Here is an 18692-nt window from a genome sequence, read left to right on the forward strand (position 1 = left end):
CCGAGTGGCGTCGGCCGAGTCCGGTCAGTCGAGCTTCGTCAGCGGGGCGTAGCGCAGCAGCAGCCGCTTCTCGCCCACGGCGAAGGAAACCTTCGCGACGCTCTTGTCGCCGGCGCCCTCGACGCTGACCACGGTGCCCGGGCCGAACGTCGTGTGCTGCACCCGCTCCCCCGGGGTCAGGTGCGGCACCTCCTTGGCCGGCTGCACCCGCCCGACGGCGGCGGCGCGGGGCGTACCGGCGCTACCGGCGGCGGACCGGGATCTGGCTCCCCGCGAGCTCCCGGCTCCCCACCAGGAGCCGGCCTTCTCGGCGCTGTCCCACGTGGTGGCCGCCATCCGCTGGGCGTTCGTGGTGGAGCCCTGCCGCTTCCAGTCGATCAGGTCGGCGGGCACCTCCTCGAGGAACTGGCTGGCCGGGAAGTACTGGGTCTGGCCCCACAGGCTGCGGTACTCCGAGCGCGTGAGGTAGAGACGGCGGCGAGCCCGGGTGAGGCCGACGTAGGCGAGCCGGCGCTCCTCGGCCAGCTCGGCCGGGTCCGTCATGGACCGCTGGTGCGGGAACACGCCGTGCTCCAGGCCGGTGAGGAAGACGACGGGGAACTCGAGGCCCTTCGCGGTGTGCAGGGTCATCAGGGTGACGACGCCGAGCCGCTTCGCCTCGGCGACCTCCGCCTCCACCGAGTCCGGAGAGGTGGGGATCTGGTCGGCGTCCGCGACGAGGGAGACCTGTTCGAGGAACTGCGCGAGCGTGCCCTCGGGGTTCTCCTGCTCGTACTCGCGCACCACGGCGAGCAGCTCGGCGAGGTTCTCCACCCGGGACTCGTCCTGCGGGTCGTGGCTGCGGCGCAGTGCCTCGAGGTAGCCGGTCTGCTCGAGGATCGCCTCCAGCGCCGCGGCCGCACCGGAGGAGGCGGCGACCTCGGCCAGGTCGTCCATCAGCTGGACGAACTCGCCCACGAGCTTCGCGCCGCGGGTGGCCATCGCGGGCGCCTCGTCGGCGCGCCGCAGCGCGGCCATGAACGAGATCCGTTCCCGCTCGGCCAGGGCCGCGACGGCACCCTCCGCCCGGTCCCCGATGCCCCGCTTCGGCTCGTTGAGGATGCGCCGGAGGTTGACGTCGTCGTCGGGGTTCACCAGCACCCGCAGGTACGCGAGCGCGTCCTTGATCTCCTTGCGCTCGTAGAACCGGGTGCCGCCGACCACCTTGTACGGCAGGCCGACCCGCATGAGGATCTCCTCGATGGAGCGGGACTGCGCGTTGGTGCGGTAGAAGATCGCGACGTCGCCGGGCCGGATGCCCTCCTCGTCCTGGAGGCGGTCGATCTCGGTGGCGATGAACCGGGCCTCCTCGTGCTCGTTCTCCCCCGCGTAGCCGATGATCCGGGGGCCGGCGCCCTCCGCGGTCCACAACCGCTTCTCCGGCCGGTCCGGGTTGAGGGAGATCACAGCGTTCGCGGCCGAGAGGATGGTCTGGGTCGAGCGGTAGTTCTGTTCGAGCAGGATGGTGCGGGCCTGCGGGTAGTCCTTCTCGAAGTCGACGATGTTGCGCACGTCGGCGCCGCGGAAGGCGTAGATCGACTGGTCCGAGTCGCCGACGACGGTCAGCTCCCCCGCTTCCTCGCCCTCGTGCTCGCTGTCGCCGACCAGCTCGCGCACCAGCGCGTACTGCGCGTGGTTGGTGTCCTGGTACTCGTCGATGAGGATGTGCCGGAACCGCCGCCGGTAGGACTGCGCGACGGCCGGGAAGGCCCGCAGCAGGTAGACCGTCTGGGCGATCAGGTCGTCGAAGTCCATGGCGTTGGCCTGGCGCAGCCGCTGCGTGTAGCCGCGGTACACCTCGGCGACCGCGGATTCCATCGGGTTGGTCAGGTCCGCGCGGCCGCCGAACTCCTCGTCGTCGACCAGCTCGTTCTTCAGCGCGGAGATGCGGTGCTGGATCGACCGGGGCGGGAACCGCTTGGGGTCCAGGTCCAGATTGCGGGCCACCAGGGTGATCAGGCGCAGGGAGTCCGCGGCGTCGTAGATGGAGAAGTTGGAGTTCAGGCCCACGGAGGACGCCTCGCGCCGCAGGATGCGCACGCAGGACGAGTGGAAGGTGGAGATCCACATCATCTTCGCCCGGCCGCCGACCAGTTCCTCCACCCGGTCCCGCATCTCGGCGGCGGCCTTGTTGGTGAAGGTGATGGCGAGGATCTCGCCGGGATGCGCCCGGTGGGTGGCCAGCAGGTAGGCGATCCGGTGCGTCAGGACCCGGGTCTTGCCCGAGCCGGCACCGGCGACGATGAGCAGCGGGCCGCCCGCGTGGGTGACCGCCGCCTCCTGCTCCGGGTTCAGCCCCTCCAGCAGCGCGCGGGCTCGCGGGGAGTCCCGCGGATCGCGGTCGGGCTGGTGGCCGGGGGTCGCGTCATCACGGTGCGCGCCGTCATCCGCCTGCAGGACGGCGGGGCCATGGTCGTCGAACCTGCCCCGGTCCTCCCGGGTGCCGCGGTCATTCGGGCGGACGCGCTGGTCGTCCCGCCCGCCGCTGCGGGGCCGCGAGCTGCGCGACGCCGCGCCGCCGGCGACGGCGGTGCCGCCCCGTTCGGCCGCGGTGTCGCGGTGGGTGCCGGGAGTGAAGCTGTCGAAAAGGTAGTCCATCGCACTTCCAGCCTAGACGCGCCCACCGACAGTCGGGTGCCCACCCGCCGGAGAGTCCGGAGCCGGCACGACCGGAACGGCTAGACTGGAGCGCGCCCATCCGGGCACGCCCCTGTAGCTCAGTAGGATAGAGCGGCCCTCTCCTAAAGGGCAGGCCGTCGGTTCGATTCCGGCCAGGGGCACCAGGCGGGCCGACACCCGCATCGTGGCGCCGGCTCTCGCCCCCGCGTCAGCGTTCGACGACGATGCCGTCCTCGTCGGCCCACACCGTGACGCCGGGACGGAACGTCACGTCGTCGATGGTCACCGGCACGTCCACCTCACCGGCCCCGTCCTTGGCGCTCTTGCGCGGGTTGCTGCCGAGGGCCTTGACGCCGAGCGGCAGGGTGGCCAGGGTGGCGCGGTCCCGGACCGGCCCGTTGATGATGACGCCGGCCCACCCGTGCTCGACCGCGGACGCCGCGATCAGGTCCCCCATCAGCGCGGTGTGCATCGACCCGCCGCCGTCCACCACGAGCACCGCTCCGTCTCCGGGGCTCGCCAGGACCGACTTGACCAGCGCGTTGTCGTTCCGGCACCGCACGGTGCGCACCGGCCCGTGGAACCGCACGTGCCCGCCCAGGTCGAGGAACGGCAGGTCGACCGACTGCAGCTCCTCCCCGCGGTCGTCCCAGAGGTCCGCGGTGGCGGTGCCGGTGGGCTCGGTGCCGGTGGATCCGGTGTTCGACGGTGTGCTGGTCATGGCGGCGCCTCTCGGTGGGTCTGGTCGGTGGGTCTGGTCGGTGGGTCTGGTCGGTGGGTCTGGCCGGTGGGTCTCGTCGGGGATCCGCCCGGGGCGGGCCGATCGGGTGGTCCCGGTCAGGTGCTCGCGGCGAGGGACGCGCCGTGCGGCCCGGTCTCCTGGGAGGCGAACTGGGTGGCGTGCAGCTCGGCGTAACGGCCGCCCGCGGCGAGCAGCTCCAGGTGGGTGCCGCGTTCGACGATCCGGCCGCCCTCGACGACGAGGATGGCGTCGGCCGCCCGGATGGTGGAGAGGCGGTGGGCGATGACGAGCGCGGTCCGGCCCGCCAGTGCCTCCCCGAGCGCCGCCTGCACCGCGGCCTCGTTGGTCGAGTCCAGGGCGGACGTCGCCTCGTCGAGGATCACGACCCGCGGATGGGCCAGCAGCAGGCGGGCGATCGTCATCCGCTGGCGTTCGCCACCGGAGAGCCGGTAGCCGCGTTCGCCCACGACGGTGCCGAGCCCGTCGGGCAGCGCCCGGATCACCCCCTCCAGCCGCGCCCGGCGCAGCGCGTCCCAGATCTGCTCGTCGGTGGCCTCCGGACGGGCGAGCGCGAGGTTGGTGCGCACGGTCTCATGGAACAGGTGACCGTCCTGGGTGACCATGCCGAGTGTCTCGCGCAGCGACGCGAAGGCCACGTCCCGGACGTCGACTCCCCCGTAGGTCACGGCGCCGTCGGTGACGTCGTACAGCCGGGCCACCAACTGCGCGATGGTCGACTTGCCGGCCCCGGAGGACCCGACGAGCGCGACGGTCTGCCCGGGCTCGATGGTGAAGGAGACGTCGTGCAGCACCTCCTCGCCGCCCCGGGTGTCCAGCGTCGCGACCTCCTCGAGGGAGGCGAGCGAGACGTCCTTCGCCGCCGGGTAGGCGAAGCTCACGTGGTCGAAGCCCACGGCGACGGGCCCGGCGGGAATCGCCTCCGGGGGTGCCTTCTCCACGATCAGCGGCTTGAGGTCGAGGATCTCGAAGACGCGCTCGAAGCTGACCAGGGCGCTCATGATCTCGACCCGGGCGCTCGCGAGCGCCGTCAGCGGCACGTAGAGCCGGGTCAGCAGCAGCGCCAGGGTGACCACGTCGCCGGGGTTCAGCGAGCCGACGATGGCGAGGAACCCGCCGAGCCCGTAGACGAGAGCCAGGGCGAGGGCGGAGACGAGGGTCAGCGCGGTGACGAAGATCGTCTGCAGCATCGCGGTCTTCACCCCGATGTCCCGCACCCGTCCGGCGCGCAGCGCGAACTCGGCCGACTCGGCCTCGGGCTGGCCGAACAGCTTGATCAGGGTGGCGCCGGGCGCGGAGAACCGCTCGGTCATCTGCGTGCTCATCGACGCGTTCAGGTTGGCCGCCTCCCGCTGCAGGGAGGCGAGCCGCCCGCCCATGCGCCGCGCGGGGATCAGGAACAGCGGCAGCAGGATCAGGGCGAGCAGGGTGATCTGCCAGGAGATGCTGACCATCACGCCGACGGTGAGGATGAGGGCGACGACGTTGCTGACCACGCCGGAGAGGGTGCCACTGAAGGCGCGCTGCGCACCGAGGACGTCGGAGTTCAGCCGGCTGACCAGGGCACCGGTGCGGGTGCGGTTGAAGAACGCGATCGGCATCCGCTGCACGTGGTCGTACACGGCGCGGCGCAGATCCAGGATCAGCCCCTCCCCGATCCGGGAGGAGAACCAGCGGGTCAGCAGGCCGAGGCCCGCGTCCGCGAGGGCGGCGACGGCGATCAGCACCGCCAGCCAGGTGACCGTGCTGACCGAGCGGCGACCGGTGATGGCGTTGACGACCTCACCGGCCAGGATCGGCGTCAGCACCGCCAGGACGGCCGAGGCGACCGAGAGGATGACGAAGACGATCAGCCGCCGTCGGTGCGGCGCGGCGAACGTCATGATGCGCCGGAACGTGGCCGGCGAGAACTTGCGCCGCTCTCCCGTGTCCGAGACCATCCGCCACAGGGACGAATGGGCGGCCCCTTCCATGCTCATCGTGTCTCGCTCCCTCTCCGGTTCGTGTACTCCTTCCAGTCAACCACCCGCCACCGACAGCTGTTCCACCGGTGGGCTCCTCCGGCCGTCGCGGCAAGGAAACGGCCCCGATGCCGGCGTCAGGCGCGACGGAACCGGAGGGTGTGCAGGGTGAAGGGATCGGCGACGACGGTCACGGTGGTGCCGTCGACCGTGACACCGCGGCGGGGCTCGACCGGGCGCTCGAGCAGGTCGGTCGTCTCCACGGCCCGGCACGCGAAGCCGGGGCGCAGCACGCCCGTGGACCGGGACCCGTGGGCCTCGTGCAGCCGGACGATCACATCGCCGCTGCCGTCGATGGCGAGCTTGACCGCGTCGATCACGAGCCCGTCGCCGTCGAGAACCACCAGCGGGTCGACGTGCGGGTCCACCGGCGGGTCCACGCGCTGACCCGCTCCGCCGGCAGCGGGCCCGGACCGGACCAGACCCGCCGTGGCCTGGCCCAGCCGCACGGCCTCCGGGATGCCGGCACCGGGGGCCACGGTCACCGTCATCCGCTGCCGGCCGCGGTCGGCGAACGGGTCGGGGAACACCGGGGCGGTGAGCAGCGAGACGCGGGGCACGGTCGTGGTCCCGCCGTCGGGCCGCACGGTGCGGGTGACGTCGTGCCCGTAGCTGGAGTCGTTGCCGATCGCGACGCCGTATCCGGGCTCGCCGACGTGCAGCCAGCGGTGCGCGCAGATCTCGAAGCGGGCGGCGTCCCAGGACGTGTTGGTGTGGGTGGGCCGCTGCACGTGACCGAACTGGGTCTCCGCGCTGGAGACGTCGGCGCGCACGTCCAGGTCGAAGCCGAGCTTGAGCAGCTTCTCGTGCTCCTGCCAGTCGATCTCGTGCTCGATCCGCAGATGCGGCTCCCCCGCGGCGAGGACGATCCGCTGGCGGATCCGGGTGACACCGACGGCCCGGTCGACGACGACGGCCGCGGACCCGGTGGGGCACGACTCCGTGGTGATGCCCGCGACGTCCGTCAGTTCGTTCACCGTGTTGCGGTAGAAGCCGTCCAGGTCCCAGGCATCCCACTCGTTCGGGGTGTCGCGGTGCAGACTGAGCAGGTTGCCGCGCCCGCCCGGGGCGATGGCCTCCCGCCCGGTGGCCGCGTCCACGAGGGAGACGATCAGCCCCCGGGCGTCGATGACGGCCCGCACCAGCCCGTTCTCCAGGACCAACCCGCCGTCCGGCACCGGGCCGCCGTCGTGCTGCGTCACCGTCGCTGGCGTCGTGACCGGCGTCGGCACCCCGGCGGCGAACGGCGCGATGCCGCGCACCGGGAACCCCGAGGCGTTGAACCAGACCCCGGCCGGTGCCAGCTCCGGCATCCCCTCCGGCCCGTCGTCCCCGGCGTCCGTCGCGGGACCGGTGAGGGCGGCGAGGGCGGCCTCGATCAGCTCCTCGCACGCCGCGGCGACCGCGTTGTGGTTCCGCTCGGCGTCCTGGTGCACCCAGGCGATCGCGCTGCCGGGCAGGATGTCGTGGAACTGCAGCAGCAGCACCATCCGCCACAGCCGGTCGAGTTCCTGGGCCGGGTAGTCGGCGCCGGTGCGGACCGTGGCCGTCGCGCACCACAGTTCCGCCTCGTGCAGCAGCCGCTCGCACTCCCGGTTGCCCCGCTTGGTGCGGTGCTGGGCGGTGAAGGTCGCCCGGTGCTTCTCCAGGTAGAGCTCCCCCACCCACACCGGCGGGTCGGTGTACTCCGCCTCCGCACGCGTGAAGAAGGACGCCGGGGTCCCCAGTTCCAGGCTCGGCGCCCCCTCGAGGGACTTCCACCGGGAGGCCGCCGCGAGCATCAGCCGGTTGGGGCCTCCCCCGCCGTCGCCGTAGCCGAACGGGACGAGGGAGACGGTGGCCCGGCCCTTGTCCCGGAAGTTCCGCTCCGCGTGCGTCACCTCGGAGGCCAGCAGCTGCGCGTTGTACATGTCCACCGGCGGGAAGTGGGTGAAGAGCCGGGTGCCGTCCAGGCCCTCCCACAGGAAGGAGTGGTGCGGAAAGGCGTTGGTCTGGTTCCAGGAGATCTTCTGGGTGAGGAACCAGCGCATGCCGGCCGCGGCCACGATCTGCGGCATCGCCGCCGAGTAGCCGAACGAGTCGGGCAGCCACGCCTCGTCGCCGTCGACGCCGAACTCGTCGCGGAAGAAGCGCTTGCCCTCGATGAATTGCCGGGCCATCGCCTCGCCGCCGGGCATCGTGGAGTCCGCCTCGACCCACATGCCGCCGACCGGGACGAACCGGCCGTCGGCCACGCGGGCGCGGATCCGTTCGAAGAGGTCCGGGTAGTGCTCCTTGATCCAGGCGTACTGCTGCGCGGAGGAGGCCACGAACACGAAGTCGGGGTCCTCGTCCATCAGGGTCAGGGCGTTGGCGAAGGTCCGGGCGCACTTGCGCATGGTCTCGCGCACGGGCCACAGCCACGCGGAGTCAATGTGGGCGTGCCCCGTCGCGACGAGGTGGTGGGCGGAGGCGCTGGCGGGGCGGGACAGGACCTCCCGCAGGTGCTCCCGGCCGACGGCGGCCGTACCCGGGATGTCGTCCGGGTCCATCGCGTCCATCATGGCCTCGGTGGCGCGGAGGATCTCGTGCCGGCGGGGCGCATCCACCGGCAGCTCCGCCATCAGCCCGTTGAGCACCCAGCAGTCGCGGTGGAGCTCCTCGACGTCGTGGTGCACGCGGGCCAGGGCGATCTCCCCGAGGACGTAGCGCGGCGTGGCGGGCGCCGTCGCCGGGTCACCGAGCGGAGTCGGCTGGAACGTCCAGCCCTGCGTGAGGTCCGGGTTGGCGGCGGCCTCGACGTACAGGTCGAGGCCGCCCCGGTCCACGCCCGCCGGGGTCGTGCCCGCGGCGAGCAGCCGGCCCGGGATCGCGTGGTTGCGGGGGCTGACGGCGGTGAGGACGGTCCCGTCCGGTCGCCAGGCCAGCCCTTCGCTCTGGAAGCCGGGCCCGTCCCCGTTGAACCCGAGGTCCACGAGGAGCACGAGGTCCGCCAGCGGCACGCCCTCGGGCAGGTCCGCGGTCAGGTGCAGCCACGTCGTCGACCAGGGCGGACCCCATGGCGTGCCGGGCGTGCGCTCGGTGAAGCCGCCGACCGCGGCGATCGCCTCGGCGGCGGGCACCGGTTCTCCCGGCACGTCCCAACCGGTCACCCGGACCGGCCACCGCTGCCCGAGGACGGCCGGTTCGATCCGCTGCCGCAGGAAGCGGTAGAGCCGCCGCTCGGTGATCACGCGGTCGTCATGCACGGCGTCACGCCTCTCTGGTGGTCCTGGTGGTGCCGGTGGTCCTGCTGATGAGGGTCGAGCTGGTCGTGCGGGTCGAGCTGGTGGGCAGGTGCGCGGCGGGTCACCACGGCAGGGTGATCTCCTCGAGCACATCCCCGGCGGCGGCACCGTCACGCGGGCAGAGGAGCACCCCGTCGGCCTCGGCGAGTCCGCGCAGCATGCCCGCGGCGCGCCAGCGGCTGGGCACGGCGACGCCGTCGTCGAGCAGGTAGGGCACGAGGCGTGTGCGCAGCCCGGCAGGGATGGCGGCGCCGAGCCGGACGTGGCCCGGGCGGGGCAGGGCCGCGCCCGCCAGCCCGGCGAGCAGCGGGGCGACCAGGGTGAGCATCCCCGTCATGGCGGCGAGCGGATGCCCCGGGAGGGCGACGAGCATCCGGCCGTCGGCGAGGCGGGCGAGCAGGAGCGGGTGGCCGGGTTGCACGGCGACGCCGTCGACGATCACCTCCGCCCCGGCGGCGGCGAGGGCGCCGCGGACCTCGCGCCGCGAGTGCGCACCGGTGCCGCCGGTGGTGATGACCACGTCGCCGGTGGCCTCCCGGATCTGGTGCTCGTCCTGCGCGTCCGTGCCCAGCTGCGCGAGCAGCGCCCGGTGGTCCAGGCCCACGTGGTGCGTGCCGATGACCAGACCCCCGAGCGCCTCGACGTAGGCGCCCAGTTGCGGGCCGAAGACGTCGCGCACCAGGCCGGGCTCAGGCACGCCGTGCGTCTCGAGTCCGGCTCCGGTGATGACGAGGGTGACCCGGGGACGGCGCAGCACCGTGACCATGTCGAGTCCGCAGGACGCCGCCCAGGCCACGTGCGCAGGCGTCAGGACGGTGCCGGCGGTGAGGACGATCTCGCCCGGCTCGGCCTCCTCGCCGGCGCGGCGCACATGCTCCCCGGCGGCCGGTCCGTCCTCGCGCGCGTCCTCCACGCGGGTCAGCCGGCCCTCCGTGTTCACCCGTCCCCGGTCGCGGACGAGCACCGCGGTCGTGCCCGCGGGCACGAGCGCCCCGGCCGACACCCGCACCGCCTGCCCCGGCGCGAGCGCGAGCCCGCGCACCCAGCGCATCCGGGCCAGTACCGCCGCCTCCGGCGACTGCTCGGCCACCGGTTCCGTCGCGAGCACGGTCCACGGCCCGGAGCCGGCCACCGCCCAGCCGTCCATCACGGCGGAGTCGAACGGGGGCACGGCAGCGACGGCGACGACGTCGGCGGCGAGGATCCGGCCGATCGCCCGGTCCACCGTCACGGTCTCGGGCACGAGGGGCTGGGCGCTGCGGTGGGCGAGTTCGTGCGCACGATGCCAGGTCAGACTCGCGTAGGGCACGGCATCCTCCCGTCCTCAGGTCGTGTCGGCGTCGTGTCGGCGTCGTGTGGCCGGGATCACCCGTCCCGACTCCGACCCTAACGCAGCGCACCGACCGGACTGCCGGTGCCGACCGCGCTGACGCCCGACCCCGGCAACGACGACGACCCCCCGCCGTGAGGCGAGGGGTCGTCGAGCGGAGCCGGTCAGCGCAGGCGGATGAACACCGGGCCGGAGCCCACGTTCGCGCTGAACTTGACGGTCTGGTTGCCGTTCCAGCCACCGTGCACGGCCATGCCGTTGCCGATGTAGACGGCGATGTGCGCCTGGCCGCCACCACCGTCGGCGTAGTAGATGAGGTCTCCGGGCTGGGCCTGGGAGGCCGGGATCTGCGAGCCGAGCTGGAAGTAGTCGGCCGGCCAGCCGTGGAAGTTGATGCCCACGGCCTTGATTGCGTTGGTCACCAGCATGGTGCAGTCCTGGGTGACGCCCAGCTGCGCGAGCGCCGCATTGGCGACGGCAGCCTTGCTGGAACCCGAGGCCGACGCGGCGGGCTTGGCCGGAGCGGACGCGGTCTGCACCGTGGCCTGCTGCGCGGCGGCCTGACGCGCCTGAGCCTGCTGTGCGGCGGCGGCGCGCTGGGCGGCGGCCTGACGCGCCTGCTCCTGCTGTGCGGCGGCGGCGCCGCGGCGGCCCGCTGGGCGGTGACGGCCTGGGCGGTGGCGGCCTGCTGTGCGGCGGCCTGCTGCTGGGCGGCAGCGGCAGCGGCCTTCTGCGCGGCAACCCGCTCGGCCTGCGCCTGCTGGGCAGCCACGCGCTTGGCCTGCGCCTGGACGGCGGCCGCCGGCTTGACGGCGGGCTTGGCCTTCGGCGCCGTGGAGGCGACAGCGGTGCGCTGGAAGTCGACCGAGGCGGTGGCGGGCGCGGTGACCGCACCGACCTTGCCGGCGGCGACGGCCTGGCTGGCCGGCTGCGCGGCGGCGGGCTGCTGTGCGGTCTCCGCGTGGGCGGCGACGCCGGACACCAGGACCAGACCCGACGCGGCGGCCACCACGGCGGCCCGACGGCCGACCTTGCCGGACTGCAGGGAGATGGCCTGCGCCAGCGCGGCGGCCTTGCGGGGAGCGGCCGTGCGGTGGCGACCGGTGGAGGGGGTGGACATACTGCTCTCTTTCAGTGTCGCGGGTCCGTAGGCGTCACACGCGGACGCCCGGCGTCACTGCCGACAGGCAGAACGGACCCACCGGTGGGCTTACCGGAGGGGGTGAGGACAGAGACCGGCCCCCACCGGTCGGTGACCGGAGGGGGCCAGAAGGGGCTGGATCAGCCCAGGGTGTAGTACCCGTCGACCGACATGGCGCTGACCGGGTGCAGGATGGTGCCCTGGCTCGGGTTCAGCGCGCTGATCTCCATGCCGTTGCCGACGTAGATGCCGACGTGCGAGCCACCGTTCTGGACGATGAGGTCACCCGGCTTCGGCGCGGAGGTGGGGGTCATCGCGGTCCACTGGTAGGTGCGCGGGATGCTCTTGCCGGCCTGGGCGTAGGCCCACTGCACGAAACCGGAGCAGTCCCAGCCCGCGGTGGAGGTGCCGCCCCAGACGTAGGGGTGGCCGATGCCGGCGTAGGCCGCCGAGACGATCGACTGGTTGCCACCGGTGGAGGCCTTCGCGGCGGACGCGAGGGTGGCCTTCGGGGTGGTGGCGGCCTGGGTCTGCGCACCGGCGGCCGGGGCAGCAGCACCGGCGGCGCTGTAGCTGGCGGTCGGGGTGGCGCCGGTGGCGGCCGGGGCCGACTGCGGGCCGGTCAGACCGAAGTAGCGGTACCCGTCCTGGATGTTCGCGCCGTTCCAGGTGTAGGTGATGCCGTTGCTGGTCCACGTGTGGTGGGTACCGGTCGAGGCGGTGGTGCTGGCCTGCGACGCGGTGTTCGGGGTCTCGTAGTACGCGCTGGCGTTGGCCGGGGCGACCGAGACGGCCAGCAGGCCGGCGGCAGCAGCGGCGACGGCGCCGCCCCGGACGACGCCGCGGTTCTCGGCGGCAGCCTTCGAGGCGTTGGTCAGGTGATCCCGACCGGTCATGGGGGCGCGATGGCGAGCAGTCGTTGACGACATGGTGTTTACCTCTCCCTGGTGTCTACGGGGTGAGCTGTCGGGTTCGGGTGGGAGGCACCCGGCGTCCATGGATCGGACACTTGACCCCAAGGCCTCGAGTGAGGCCGTAATTGGTTCCCCCGCCCCTGCCAAACGAAGCGTTTGAACGGACCGGTCCCGGAGGCAGGGTTGGACAGCCGGGACGGGGTGCACTCCCCAGAGTGGGGCGGGCACGGCTACGACGGTATCGTAGTGTCACCGGAATGTCACGTTCCGGTCACGACCGGTGACCAGAAGCACGCAGATACGGCAACGGATCGACCCACCTGCCGTCCACGTAGACCTCGAAGTGGAGATGCGGGCCGGTGGAGGCACCCGTGCTGCCGACGGCGCCCACGAGGTCGCTCCGGGAGACGGTCTGGCCCACGTGCACGTCGATGCGGGACAGGTGGTTGTAGCTGGTCCAGAACCCGTGACCGTGGTCGATGACCACCCGATTGCCGCCTCCGTACGCGTGCCAGCCGGCCTCCTTCACCCGCCCCGCGCCCGCGGCCCTGACCGCGCTCCCGGCCGCGGCACCGAAACCCTGACCGGTGTGCATCTCGTCCAGCTGACCCGTGATCGGGCTCACGCGCTGGCCGAAGGGTGACGTCATGGTCGACGCGCTCAGCGGTGCGGTGAGACCGGCGCGCTCCTGGGGCGTCGTCGCCTTCGACTTGCCAGGTGTCTTCGCCGGCGCCGTCGCAGCCGTCGCCTTCGTCGCGGCGGCGGTGCTCTTCCCCGTCCTCCGGTCCTGGTCGGCCTTCTCGGCGCCCTGCGGGGCGGGACGTGCGGTCGGCCCGGAGCCGACCGCGCCCGTGCCGCCGGTGTCGCCGTCGTCGCTCTTCTCCGCGCCGACCCCGGCACTGGCCAGGACGTGGACGGCGGTCTGCCCGGCATCCGGTAGGGCGGCGGAGGTGAGGGGGACGATCAGGGCGGCCGCGGCACCGGCGCAGGCCAGGCCCAGGCCGGCGCGGCGGCGGAGGGCCGATCCGGGCCGGGTGTCGCGGTGGCGAGCGCCTGCGCGCTCGGGGGACGCGGCGGCGGCGCCGGCGGGGGCGGGACCGCTCGCGGCGGTCGAACGATGACGGGCGGGATGGTGCGGGGCTGACATGGGGCCTTTCCGGGGTTCGGGAACAGGCCAGCAGGTGGTCGATGACGGCCACGACGCAGATGACGGAGCGCGGGTCCCGTTCCTCCCGCGACGAGGCGAGGAGGGACGGTGCGGAGCGGAAGGATGCGACGCGTCCGGGTGACGGGGATCGTCACGGGGATGACCGCCGCGGCAGCGCGTCACGCTCTCGGGCGTGTGCGGGGGCGGCGTCGTGCTGGACTGCCTGGATCGGTCCGAGAATCCGGTCGACGATCGTGCGGATCGGCCGGGATGGCGGTCACGCAGCCGCGAACGACGTCGCGGCGGACCGCGAGATGAGGTCTCGAACGAGTGTCGACTCTACCGAGACGGTTCCCGACTGTCACCGTTTCGTTACCAACCTCACCCCGGAGCCGACGGCAGCGGCCTCGACCACATCGACGACGTCACGCCGAGGATGCCGGGCGGCGCGTCAGTGGTCGGCGACGAAGATGTGGCCGGCCATCTCGTTGGCCAGTTCGAGCGTGCCCTGCTCGTCCGTGGAGATGCGCACGTACCGGCCGGCCGCGCTGACCCGCACCTGCGCGCCGGGACGGATGCCGTACTCGGCCATCTGGGCCAGGAACTCGGGGTCGAACTGCACGGGTTCGGCCAGCCGCGCGATCTGCACCGTGGTCTCCCCCTCCACGGCCGCGACCCGCGCCGTGAGCGAGGTGACCCCGTCCGTGAACCGCCCGGCGTCCGGACCGCCGATCTCGGTCAGTCCCGGGATCGGGTTGCCGTAAGGGGACTCGGTGGGCTGGTGCAGCAGTCCGAGCAGGCGGCGCTCGACCCGCTCGCTCATCACGTGCTCCCAGCGGCAGGCCTCCTCGTGGACGTACGCCCAGTCCAGGCCGATGACGTCGTGCAGCAGGCGCTCGGCGAGGCGGTGCTTGCGCATCACGCCCGTCGCACGCCGGCGTCCGGTCTCGCTCAGGTCGAGGCGCCGGTCCTCGGTGACGTGCACGAGGCCGTCCCGTTCCATCCGCGCCACCGTCTGGGACACGGTGGGCCCGGAGTGGCCGAGCCGCTCCGCGATCCGCGCCCGCATGGGCACGATGCCCTCCTCCTCCAGCTCGAGGATGGTGCGCAGGTACATCTCGGTGGTGTCGATGAGGTCCGCCATCGTCCCGCCTTCCTTCCTGCTCCTCGGCCCGGTGCCCGGCCGCGCCCGTCGCTGCGCGCGCCGTTGGCGCGGGGACGGGGGCCGGGAGAACGCTAGCCATTCTAGACACAGGCCGCCGGGTCGTCCGGGCGGGCGGGAGCCGAGGTCAGGCGGCCGCGACCGCCCCGCGCGTGCCCGCCCGGCCGCCGTGTGACGCCGTCCGGCTGGGTCCCACGCCTGCCTCTGGGGAAGAATGGGTGCGCGCGCCGTCGTCGTGCGCCTGCGCCCCGGGGCGCTGCACGACCGCGACCGTTCCCGTCCACCCCGCCGACGCGAAGTGAGCCCGCCCGTGACTGACCTGACCATCCCTGCCGACCTGCTGCCCGCCGACGGACGCTTCGGTGCCGGTCCCTCGAAGGTCCGCCCCGAGCAGCTGGCGGCGATCGTCGACGCCGCCCCGCGCGTGATCGGCACCTCCCACCGGCAGGCCCCGGTCAAGGACCTGGTGGGCCGGCTGCGCGAGGGTCTGTCCGACCTCTTCTCCCTGCCGGACGGCTACGAGGTCGTCCTCGGCCTCGGCGGCGCGACCGCCTTCTGGGACATCGCCACCTTCGGCCTGGTCGACTCCCGTGCCCAGCACCTCAGCTTCGGCGAGTTCAGCTCCAAGTTCGCCTCCGCGACGGACCGCGCTCCCTTCCTGGAGGCGTCCTCCATCGTCGCCTCGCCCGCCGGCACGCGTCCCGAGGCCGCCGCCGAGGCCGGGGTCGACGTGTACGCGTGGGCCCACAACGAGACCTCCACCGGTGTCGCCGCGCCGGTGCGGCGCGTGGCGGGCGCGGACGCCGGCTCGCTCGTGCTGATCGACGGCACCTCGGCGGCCGGCGGCCTGGCCGTCGACGTCGCGCAGAGCGACGTCTACTACTTCTCCCCGCAGAAGAACTTCGCCTCCGACGGCGGTCTGTGGTTCGGCCTCTTCTCCCCCGCCGCCCTCGAGCGTGCGGCGCGGATCGCGGCGTCGGACCGCTGGATCCCCGACTTCTTCTCGCTGCCGACGGCGATCGACAACTCCCGGAAGAACCAGACCTACAACACGCCCGCCCTCACGACCCTGGTGAGCATGGACGACCAGGTGCAGTGGATGCTCGGCCACGGCGGCCTGGACTGGGCCACCGCCCGTACGGCGGACTCGGCCTCCCGGCTCTACCGGTGGGCGGAGGCGAGCGACGTCGCGACGCCCTACGTGAAGCGGGCCGAGGACCGGTCAAACGTCATCGTCACCATCGACTTCGACGAGTCGGTCGACGCCGCGCGGATCGCCGCGGTGCTGCGCGCCAACGGCGTCGTCGACGTCGAGCCGTACCGCAAGCTCGGTCGCAACCAGCTGCGCGTGGCGACGTTCGTGGCCATCGAGCCGGACGACGTCTCCGCGCTGATCGCCTGCATCGACTGGGTGCTGGAGCACCTGGCCGACTGACCGGCGCACGACGACGCAGAAGGGCCCCGGGAACTCCCGGGGCCCTTCTGCGTCCCAGCCCGCCGTCAGCGGTGGATGGAGACGTGGAAGCGCGACGTGCGGTCGAACGCGAGGTGCAGGTGCTGGCTGCGCCAGTACCAGACGAGTCCCACGACGGCCGCGGCGAAGCCGGACGCGGCGCCGGCGGTGAGCGCCCACGGCGGACCGAAGGTGTCGGAGATCCACCCGACGACGGGCGCCCCGAGCGGCGTGCCGCCCATGAAGATGGCGAAGTACAGCGCCATCACGCGACCGCGCAACGCGGGTTCGGTGCTGGTCTGCACGTAGGCGTTGGCCGAGGTCATCACCGTCAGCGCGGTCAGCCCGCAGAGGATCAGGGCGCCGCCGAACAGCACGGGGTTCGGGGCCAGCGCCGCGAGCACGCAGGCCACCCCGAACAGGCCACCCGCACCGAAGATGAAACGCAGCCGGGGCCGTTCCCGGCGGGCGGAGGCGAGGGTGCCCGCCACGGAGCCGATCGCCATCACGGAGGACAGCACGCCGAACCCGTCGGCCTGCAGTCCGAACTGGGTGCGGGCCATGCCCGCGATGAACACGGCGAAGTTCAGCCCGAACGTGCCGATCAGGAAGATGGCGGTCAGGACGGCGATGATGTCCGGCCGGCTCCGCACGTACGCGAAGCCCTCGCGGATCAGGCCGCGTCCCGCCCTCGCCCGGGGAAGCACCCGCAGCTGCCCGGTGCGCAGTGCGAGGATCGCGCCGATCATCACGATGAAGCTGAGGGCGTTGAGCAGGAACACCCAGCCCGAGCCGATCGCGGCGACGAGGACACCGGCGACGGCCGGCCCGATCATCCGCGCGACGTTGAAGGACATGCTGTTCAGCGCCACCGCATTGGGCACGAACTCGTCCCGCACCAGTTCGGAGACGACGGTCTGCCGGGCCGGGCCGTCGAGGGTGGCGACGATGCCGAGGCCGAGCGCGAACGCGTAGACGTGCCACAGGTCGGCCGTGCCGGTGATCACCATGGCCCCGAGCCCGACGGCGAGCAGGGCCATCGCGGCCTGCGTGCCGATCAGCAGGTGACGGCGGTTCATCCGGTCCGCGAGCACGCCGGACACCGGGGCGAGCAGGAGCTGCGGGCCGAACTGCAGCGCCATCACGATGCCCATGGCGGTCGCGTCCTGGTGCGTCAGTTCGTTGTAGACGAGCCAGTCCTGGGCCGTCCGCTGCATCCAGGTGCCGATGTTCGAGACGAGCGCGCCGATGCACCAGAGCCGGAAGTTGATGAACTGGAGCGATCGGAACGTCGACTTCACGCCTGGGGGGCCTCCCCGGCCGACGTGTCGGTCGTCTCCTCGGTCGCGCGGGCGACGGCTTCCTCGGTGTTCTCCTCGGTCCTGACGTCCTCGGCCTCCGCGGACAGGTCCGCGTCGGGTTCCTCGTCGTCCTCGCCGGGCAGCTCGCCTCCGTCGTTCTCCGGGCGGGCCAGCAGGGTCGCGTCGTCGTCGACGATCTCGGTGTCGTCGGGCGTCCGCTCCGCCGTCTCCGGGAGGGCTTCCGTCGCGTCCGGCTCGGTGGCGACAGCGGGGGCGACGTCGGCGTTCTCGCCGTCGGTCGCGTGCGCCGGCTCGACCCCGGACGCCGCATCGGACCGGTCGGCGCGGGGCTGGTCGGCGTCTGTTCCGTCAGCTGCGGACTCCGCGTTCTCCTCGGCCGCGGCGTCGGCGTCCGGCGCCGCCTCGGCGTCGTCGTCCTCGTGGTCCTCCGGCCGCAGGCGGTCCGCCCACGGCACCCACGGCGGAGCGAGCAGGGCGCCCTCCCCCGGCGTCAGACCGATCTCGCACACCGTCACGGTGCGGGACCGCGGCACGCGGGCGAGCACGACGAACCAGTTCCAGCCGCCGTAGCCCGGCAGGAGGGATGCGAAGGTGTGGGTGACGAGTCGCTCGCCGTCGACGCTCGTGCCCAGGTGCTCGCCGATCTGGTCCTCGCGAGCGATGTCGACCAGGGCGGACCGGGCCGTGTCCCGCGCCTCGATCAGCACCGCGTCCGGGCGGGCGCGGCGTCGTGCCGCGGCTCGCGCCGGAACGGGGAGCGCGGAGCCATCGGTCGCGACGGCCTCGGCCGGCACGGATCCGTCATCGGTCCGGGTCACGTCGTCGGTGTCGGTCGTCGCCACGTCCTCGGCCGCGTCGACGGCTTCCGTCGCCGGGGCCGTCTCGTCGGTGGTCGGGTCCAGGGTGTCCGGCTGCGCCGGTTCGCGTTGCTCAGGCATCGAGATCGTCAGCGACCCGGCGCAGCATCGACGCCACCTTGGTGGCGGACCCCTTCTCGGGGTAGCGGCCGCGACGCAGCCCGTTGGAGACCTGGTCGAGCACCTTGATCAGGTCCTCGGTGATCGCGGCCATGTCATCGGCGGGCTTGCGCGCCGCACGCGCCACCGACGGCGGCGTGTCGATCACCCGCACGGACAGTGCCTGAGCGCCCCGCTTGCCGTCGGCGATACCGAACTCCATCCGGGTGCCGGGCTTGACCTCCTTGTGGTCCGCCGGCAGCGCCGAGGCGTGGAGGAACACCTCCCGCCCGTCGTCGGTGGCCAGGAACCCGAAACCGCGGTCCGCGTCGAACCACTTCACCTTGCCGATCGGCACGTCTACCTCACTCCTTGGGCGTGCGTCCCCCGCACCGCCGTCGATCACGGATGTCGGGGCACATGCCCCGACCGTGGCGGCCGCACACGCATTCCACGGACCCGGGAGGGTCCGTGGCCGGCCGGGGATCACCCCGGTCCGGTCCGTCGACGGGCGGCCCGCCGGAAAGTCTGTCTCCCTAGGTTAGCCGCTGTGGCCGACGGC

At 73.0% G+C, this 18692-nt stretch carries 14 protein-coding genes, 1 tRNA gene and 1 riboswitch; of the genes, 2 read left to right on the forward strand and 13 right to left on the reverse strand.

All coding sequences use genetic code 11. The features are described from left to right. Window positions 1-24: 24 nt before the first annotated feature. On the reverse strand, window positions 25-2637 hold the full coding sequence (gene pcrA / locus BGP79_RS15085; protein ID WP_083701979.1) for a DNA helicase PcrA: 2613 nt from the start codon (window positions 2635-2637) through the stop codon (window positions 25-27). A gap of 108 nt (window positions 2638-2745) precedes the next feature. On the opposite strand from pcrA, the gene BGP79_RS15090 reads away from it, so the two are divergent. Beyond that, window positions 2746-2822 (forward strand) — tRNA-Arg (locus tag BGP79_RS15090). A gap of 44 nt (window positions 2823-2866) precedes the next feature. On the opposite strand, the gene rraA is transcribed toward BGP79_RS15090, so the two are convergent. The 9 genes from rraA to BGP79_RS15135 form a co-directional block, all read right to left on the reverse strand. Continuing rightward, window positions 2867-3379 carry a ribonuclease E activity regulator RraA gene (gene rraA / locus BGP79_RS15095; protein ID WP_076696834.1) on the reverse strand — a complete coding sequence of 171 codons (513 nt, stop codon included), beginning with the start codon at window positions 3377-3379 and terminating at the stop codon, window positions 2867-2869. Window positions 3380-3495: 116 nt separating this feature from the next. Beyond that, complete coding sequence (locus BGP79_RS15100; RefSeq protein ID WP_076696836.1) at window positions 3496-5397, reverse strand: ABC transporter ATP-binding protein; 1902 nt, start codon at window positions 5395-5397, stop codon at window positions 3496-3498. A 119-nt stretch (window positions 5398-5516) separates the two neighbouring features. Further along, window positions 5517-8666 carry an alpha-mannosidase gene (locus BGP79_RS15105; protein WP_076696838.1) on the reverse strand — a complete coding sequence of 1050 codons (3150 nt, stop codon included), beginning with the start codon at window positions 8664-8666 and terminating at the stop codon, window positions 5517-5519. 100 nt (window positions 8667-8766) lie between these two features. Continuing rightward, complete coding sequence (locus tag BGP79_RS15110) at window positions 8767-10014, reverse strand: molybdopterin molybdotransferase MoeA (protein ID WP_076696840.1); 1248 nt, start codon at window positions 10012-10014, stop codon at window positions 8767-8769. 185 nt (window positions 10015-10199) lie between these two features. Then, window positions 10200-10463: an NlpC/P60 family protein gene (locus tag BGP79_RS15115; RefSeq protein WP_369800236.1), complete on the reverse strand. Its 264-nt coding sequence runs from the start codon at window positions 10461-10463 to the stop codon at window positions 10200-10202. Next, entirely contained in the window at window positions 10454-11155 is a 702-nt protein-coding gene (locus BGP79_RS17140; protein ID WP_369800237.1) for a hypothetical protein, read from the reverse strand. The genes BGP79_RS15115 and BGP79_RS17140 overlap by 10 nt, the downstream gene beginning before the upstream one ends. Window positions 11156-11316: 161 nt before the next feature. Further along, window positions 11317-12072, reverse strand: coding sequence for a C40 family peptidase (locus tag BGP79_RS15125; protein ID WP_076696844.1), 756 nt, complete (start codon window positions 12070-12072; stop codon window positions 11317-11319). 37 nt (window positions 12073-12109) lie between these two features. Next, a riboswitch (cyclic di-AMP (ydaO/yuaA leader) is annotated at window positions 12110-12262 on the reverse strand. A gap of 99 nt (window positions 12263-12361) precedes the next feature. Beyond that, window positions 12362-13237 carry a M23 family metallopeptidase gene (locus tag BGP79_RS17020; protein ID WP_076696846.1) on the reverse strand — a complete coding sequence of 292 codons (876 nt, stop codon included), beginning with the start codon at window positions 13235-13237 and terminating at the stop codon, window positions 12362-12364. A 451-nt stretch (window positions 13238-13688) separates the two neighbouring features. Then, window positions 13689-14381 carry a metal-dependent transcriptional regulator gene (locus BGP79_RS15135; protein ID WP_076696847.1) on the reverse strand — a complete coding sequence of 231 codons (693 nt, stop codon included), beginning with the start codon at window positions 14379-14381 and terminating at the stop codon, window positions 13689-13691. A 328-nt stretch (window positions 14382-14709) separates the two neighbouring features. On the opposite strand from BGP79_RS15135, the gene serC reads away from it, so the two are divergent. Further along, on the forward strand, window positions 14710-15834 hold the full coding sequence (serC, locus tag BGP79_RS15140) for a phosphoserine transaminase (protein ID WP_076696849.1): 1125 nt from the start codon (window positions 14710-14712) through the stop codon (window positions 15832-15834). Window positions 15835-15899: 65 nt separating this feature from the next. Here the strand turns inward: serC and BGP79_RS15145 are convergent, their stop codons facing one another. The 3 genes from BGP79_RS15145 to BGP79_RS15155 are packed head-to-tail and all read right to left on the reverse strand — an operon-like array spanning window position 15900 to window position 18488. Further along, on the reverse strand, window positions 15900-17153 hold the full coding sequence (locus tag BGP79_RS15145; RefSeq protein WP_076696851.1) for an MFS transporter: 1254 nt from the start codon (window positions 17151-17153) through the stop codon (window positions 15900-15902). After that, entirely contained in the window at window positions 17150-18112 is a 963-nt protein-coding gene (locus BGP79_RS15150; RefSeq protein WP_076696853.1) for a DUF3027 domain-containing protein, read from the reverse strand. The genes BGP79_RS15145 and BGP79_RS15150 overlap by 4 nt, the downstream gene beginning before the upstream one ends. Then, the gene (locus tag BGP79_RS15155; RefSeq protein ID WP_076696855.1) at window positions 18105-18488 is read right to left on the reverse strand and encodes a cold-shock protein; all 384 of its coding nucleotides are present in this window, start codon (window positions 18486-18488) and stop codon (window positions 18105-18107) included. Before BGP79_RS15155 ends, BGP79_RS15150 begins: the two co-directional genes overlap by 8 nt. Window positions 18489-18692: the final 204 nt, after the last annotated feature.

It is taken from the genome of Tersicoccus sp. Bi-70 (genome assembly GCF_001968825.1).
Classification (GTDB): domain Bacteria; phylum Actinomycetota; class Actinomycetes; order Actinomycetales; family Micrococcaceae; genus Tersicoccus.

Bases quoted from the DNA above. Each gene is read 5' to 3' on its own strand.
- BGP79_RS15135 (WP_076696847.1), bottom strand. From the start codon at position 14,381: ATGGCGGACCTCATCGACACCACCGAGATGTACCTGCGCACCATCCTC.
- rraA (WP_076696834.1), bottom strand. From the start codon at position 3,379: ATGACCAGCACACCGTCGAACACCGGATCCACCGGCACCGAGCCCACC.
- BGP79_RS15115 (WP_369800236.1), bottom strand. From the start codon at position 10,463: ATGCTGGTGACCAACGCAATCAAGGCCGTGGGCATCAACTTCCACGGC.
- pcrA (WP_083701979.1), bottom strand. From the start codon at position 2,637: ATGGACTACCTTTTCGACAGCTTCACTCCCGGCACCCACCGCGACACC.
- BGP79_RS15100 (WP_076696836.1), bottom strand. From the start codon at position 5,397: ATGAGCATGGAAGGGGCCGCCCATTCGTCCCTGTGGCGGATGGTCTCG.
- BGP79_RS15150 (WP_076696853.1), bottom strand. From the start codon at position 18,112: ATGCCTGAGCAACGCGAACCGGCGCAGCCGGACACCCTGGACCCGACC.
- BGP79_RS17020 (WP_076696846.1), bottom strand. From the start codon at position 13,237: ATGTCAGCCCCGCACCATCCCGCCCGTCATCGTTCGACCGCCGCGAGC.
- BGP79_RS17140 (WP_369800237.1), bottom strand. From the start codon at position 11,155: ATGTCCACCCCCTCCACCGGTCGCCACCGCACGGCCGCTCCCCGCAAG.
- BGP79_RS15125 (WP_076696844.1), bottom strand. From the start codon at position 12,072: ATGACCGGTCGGGATCACCTGACCAACGCCTCGAAGGCTGCCGCCGAG.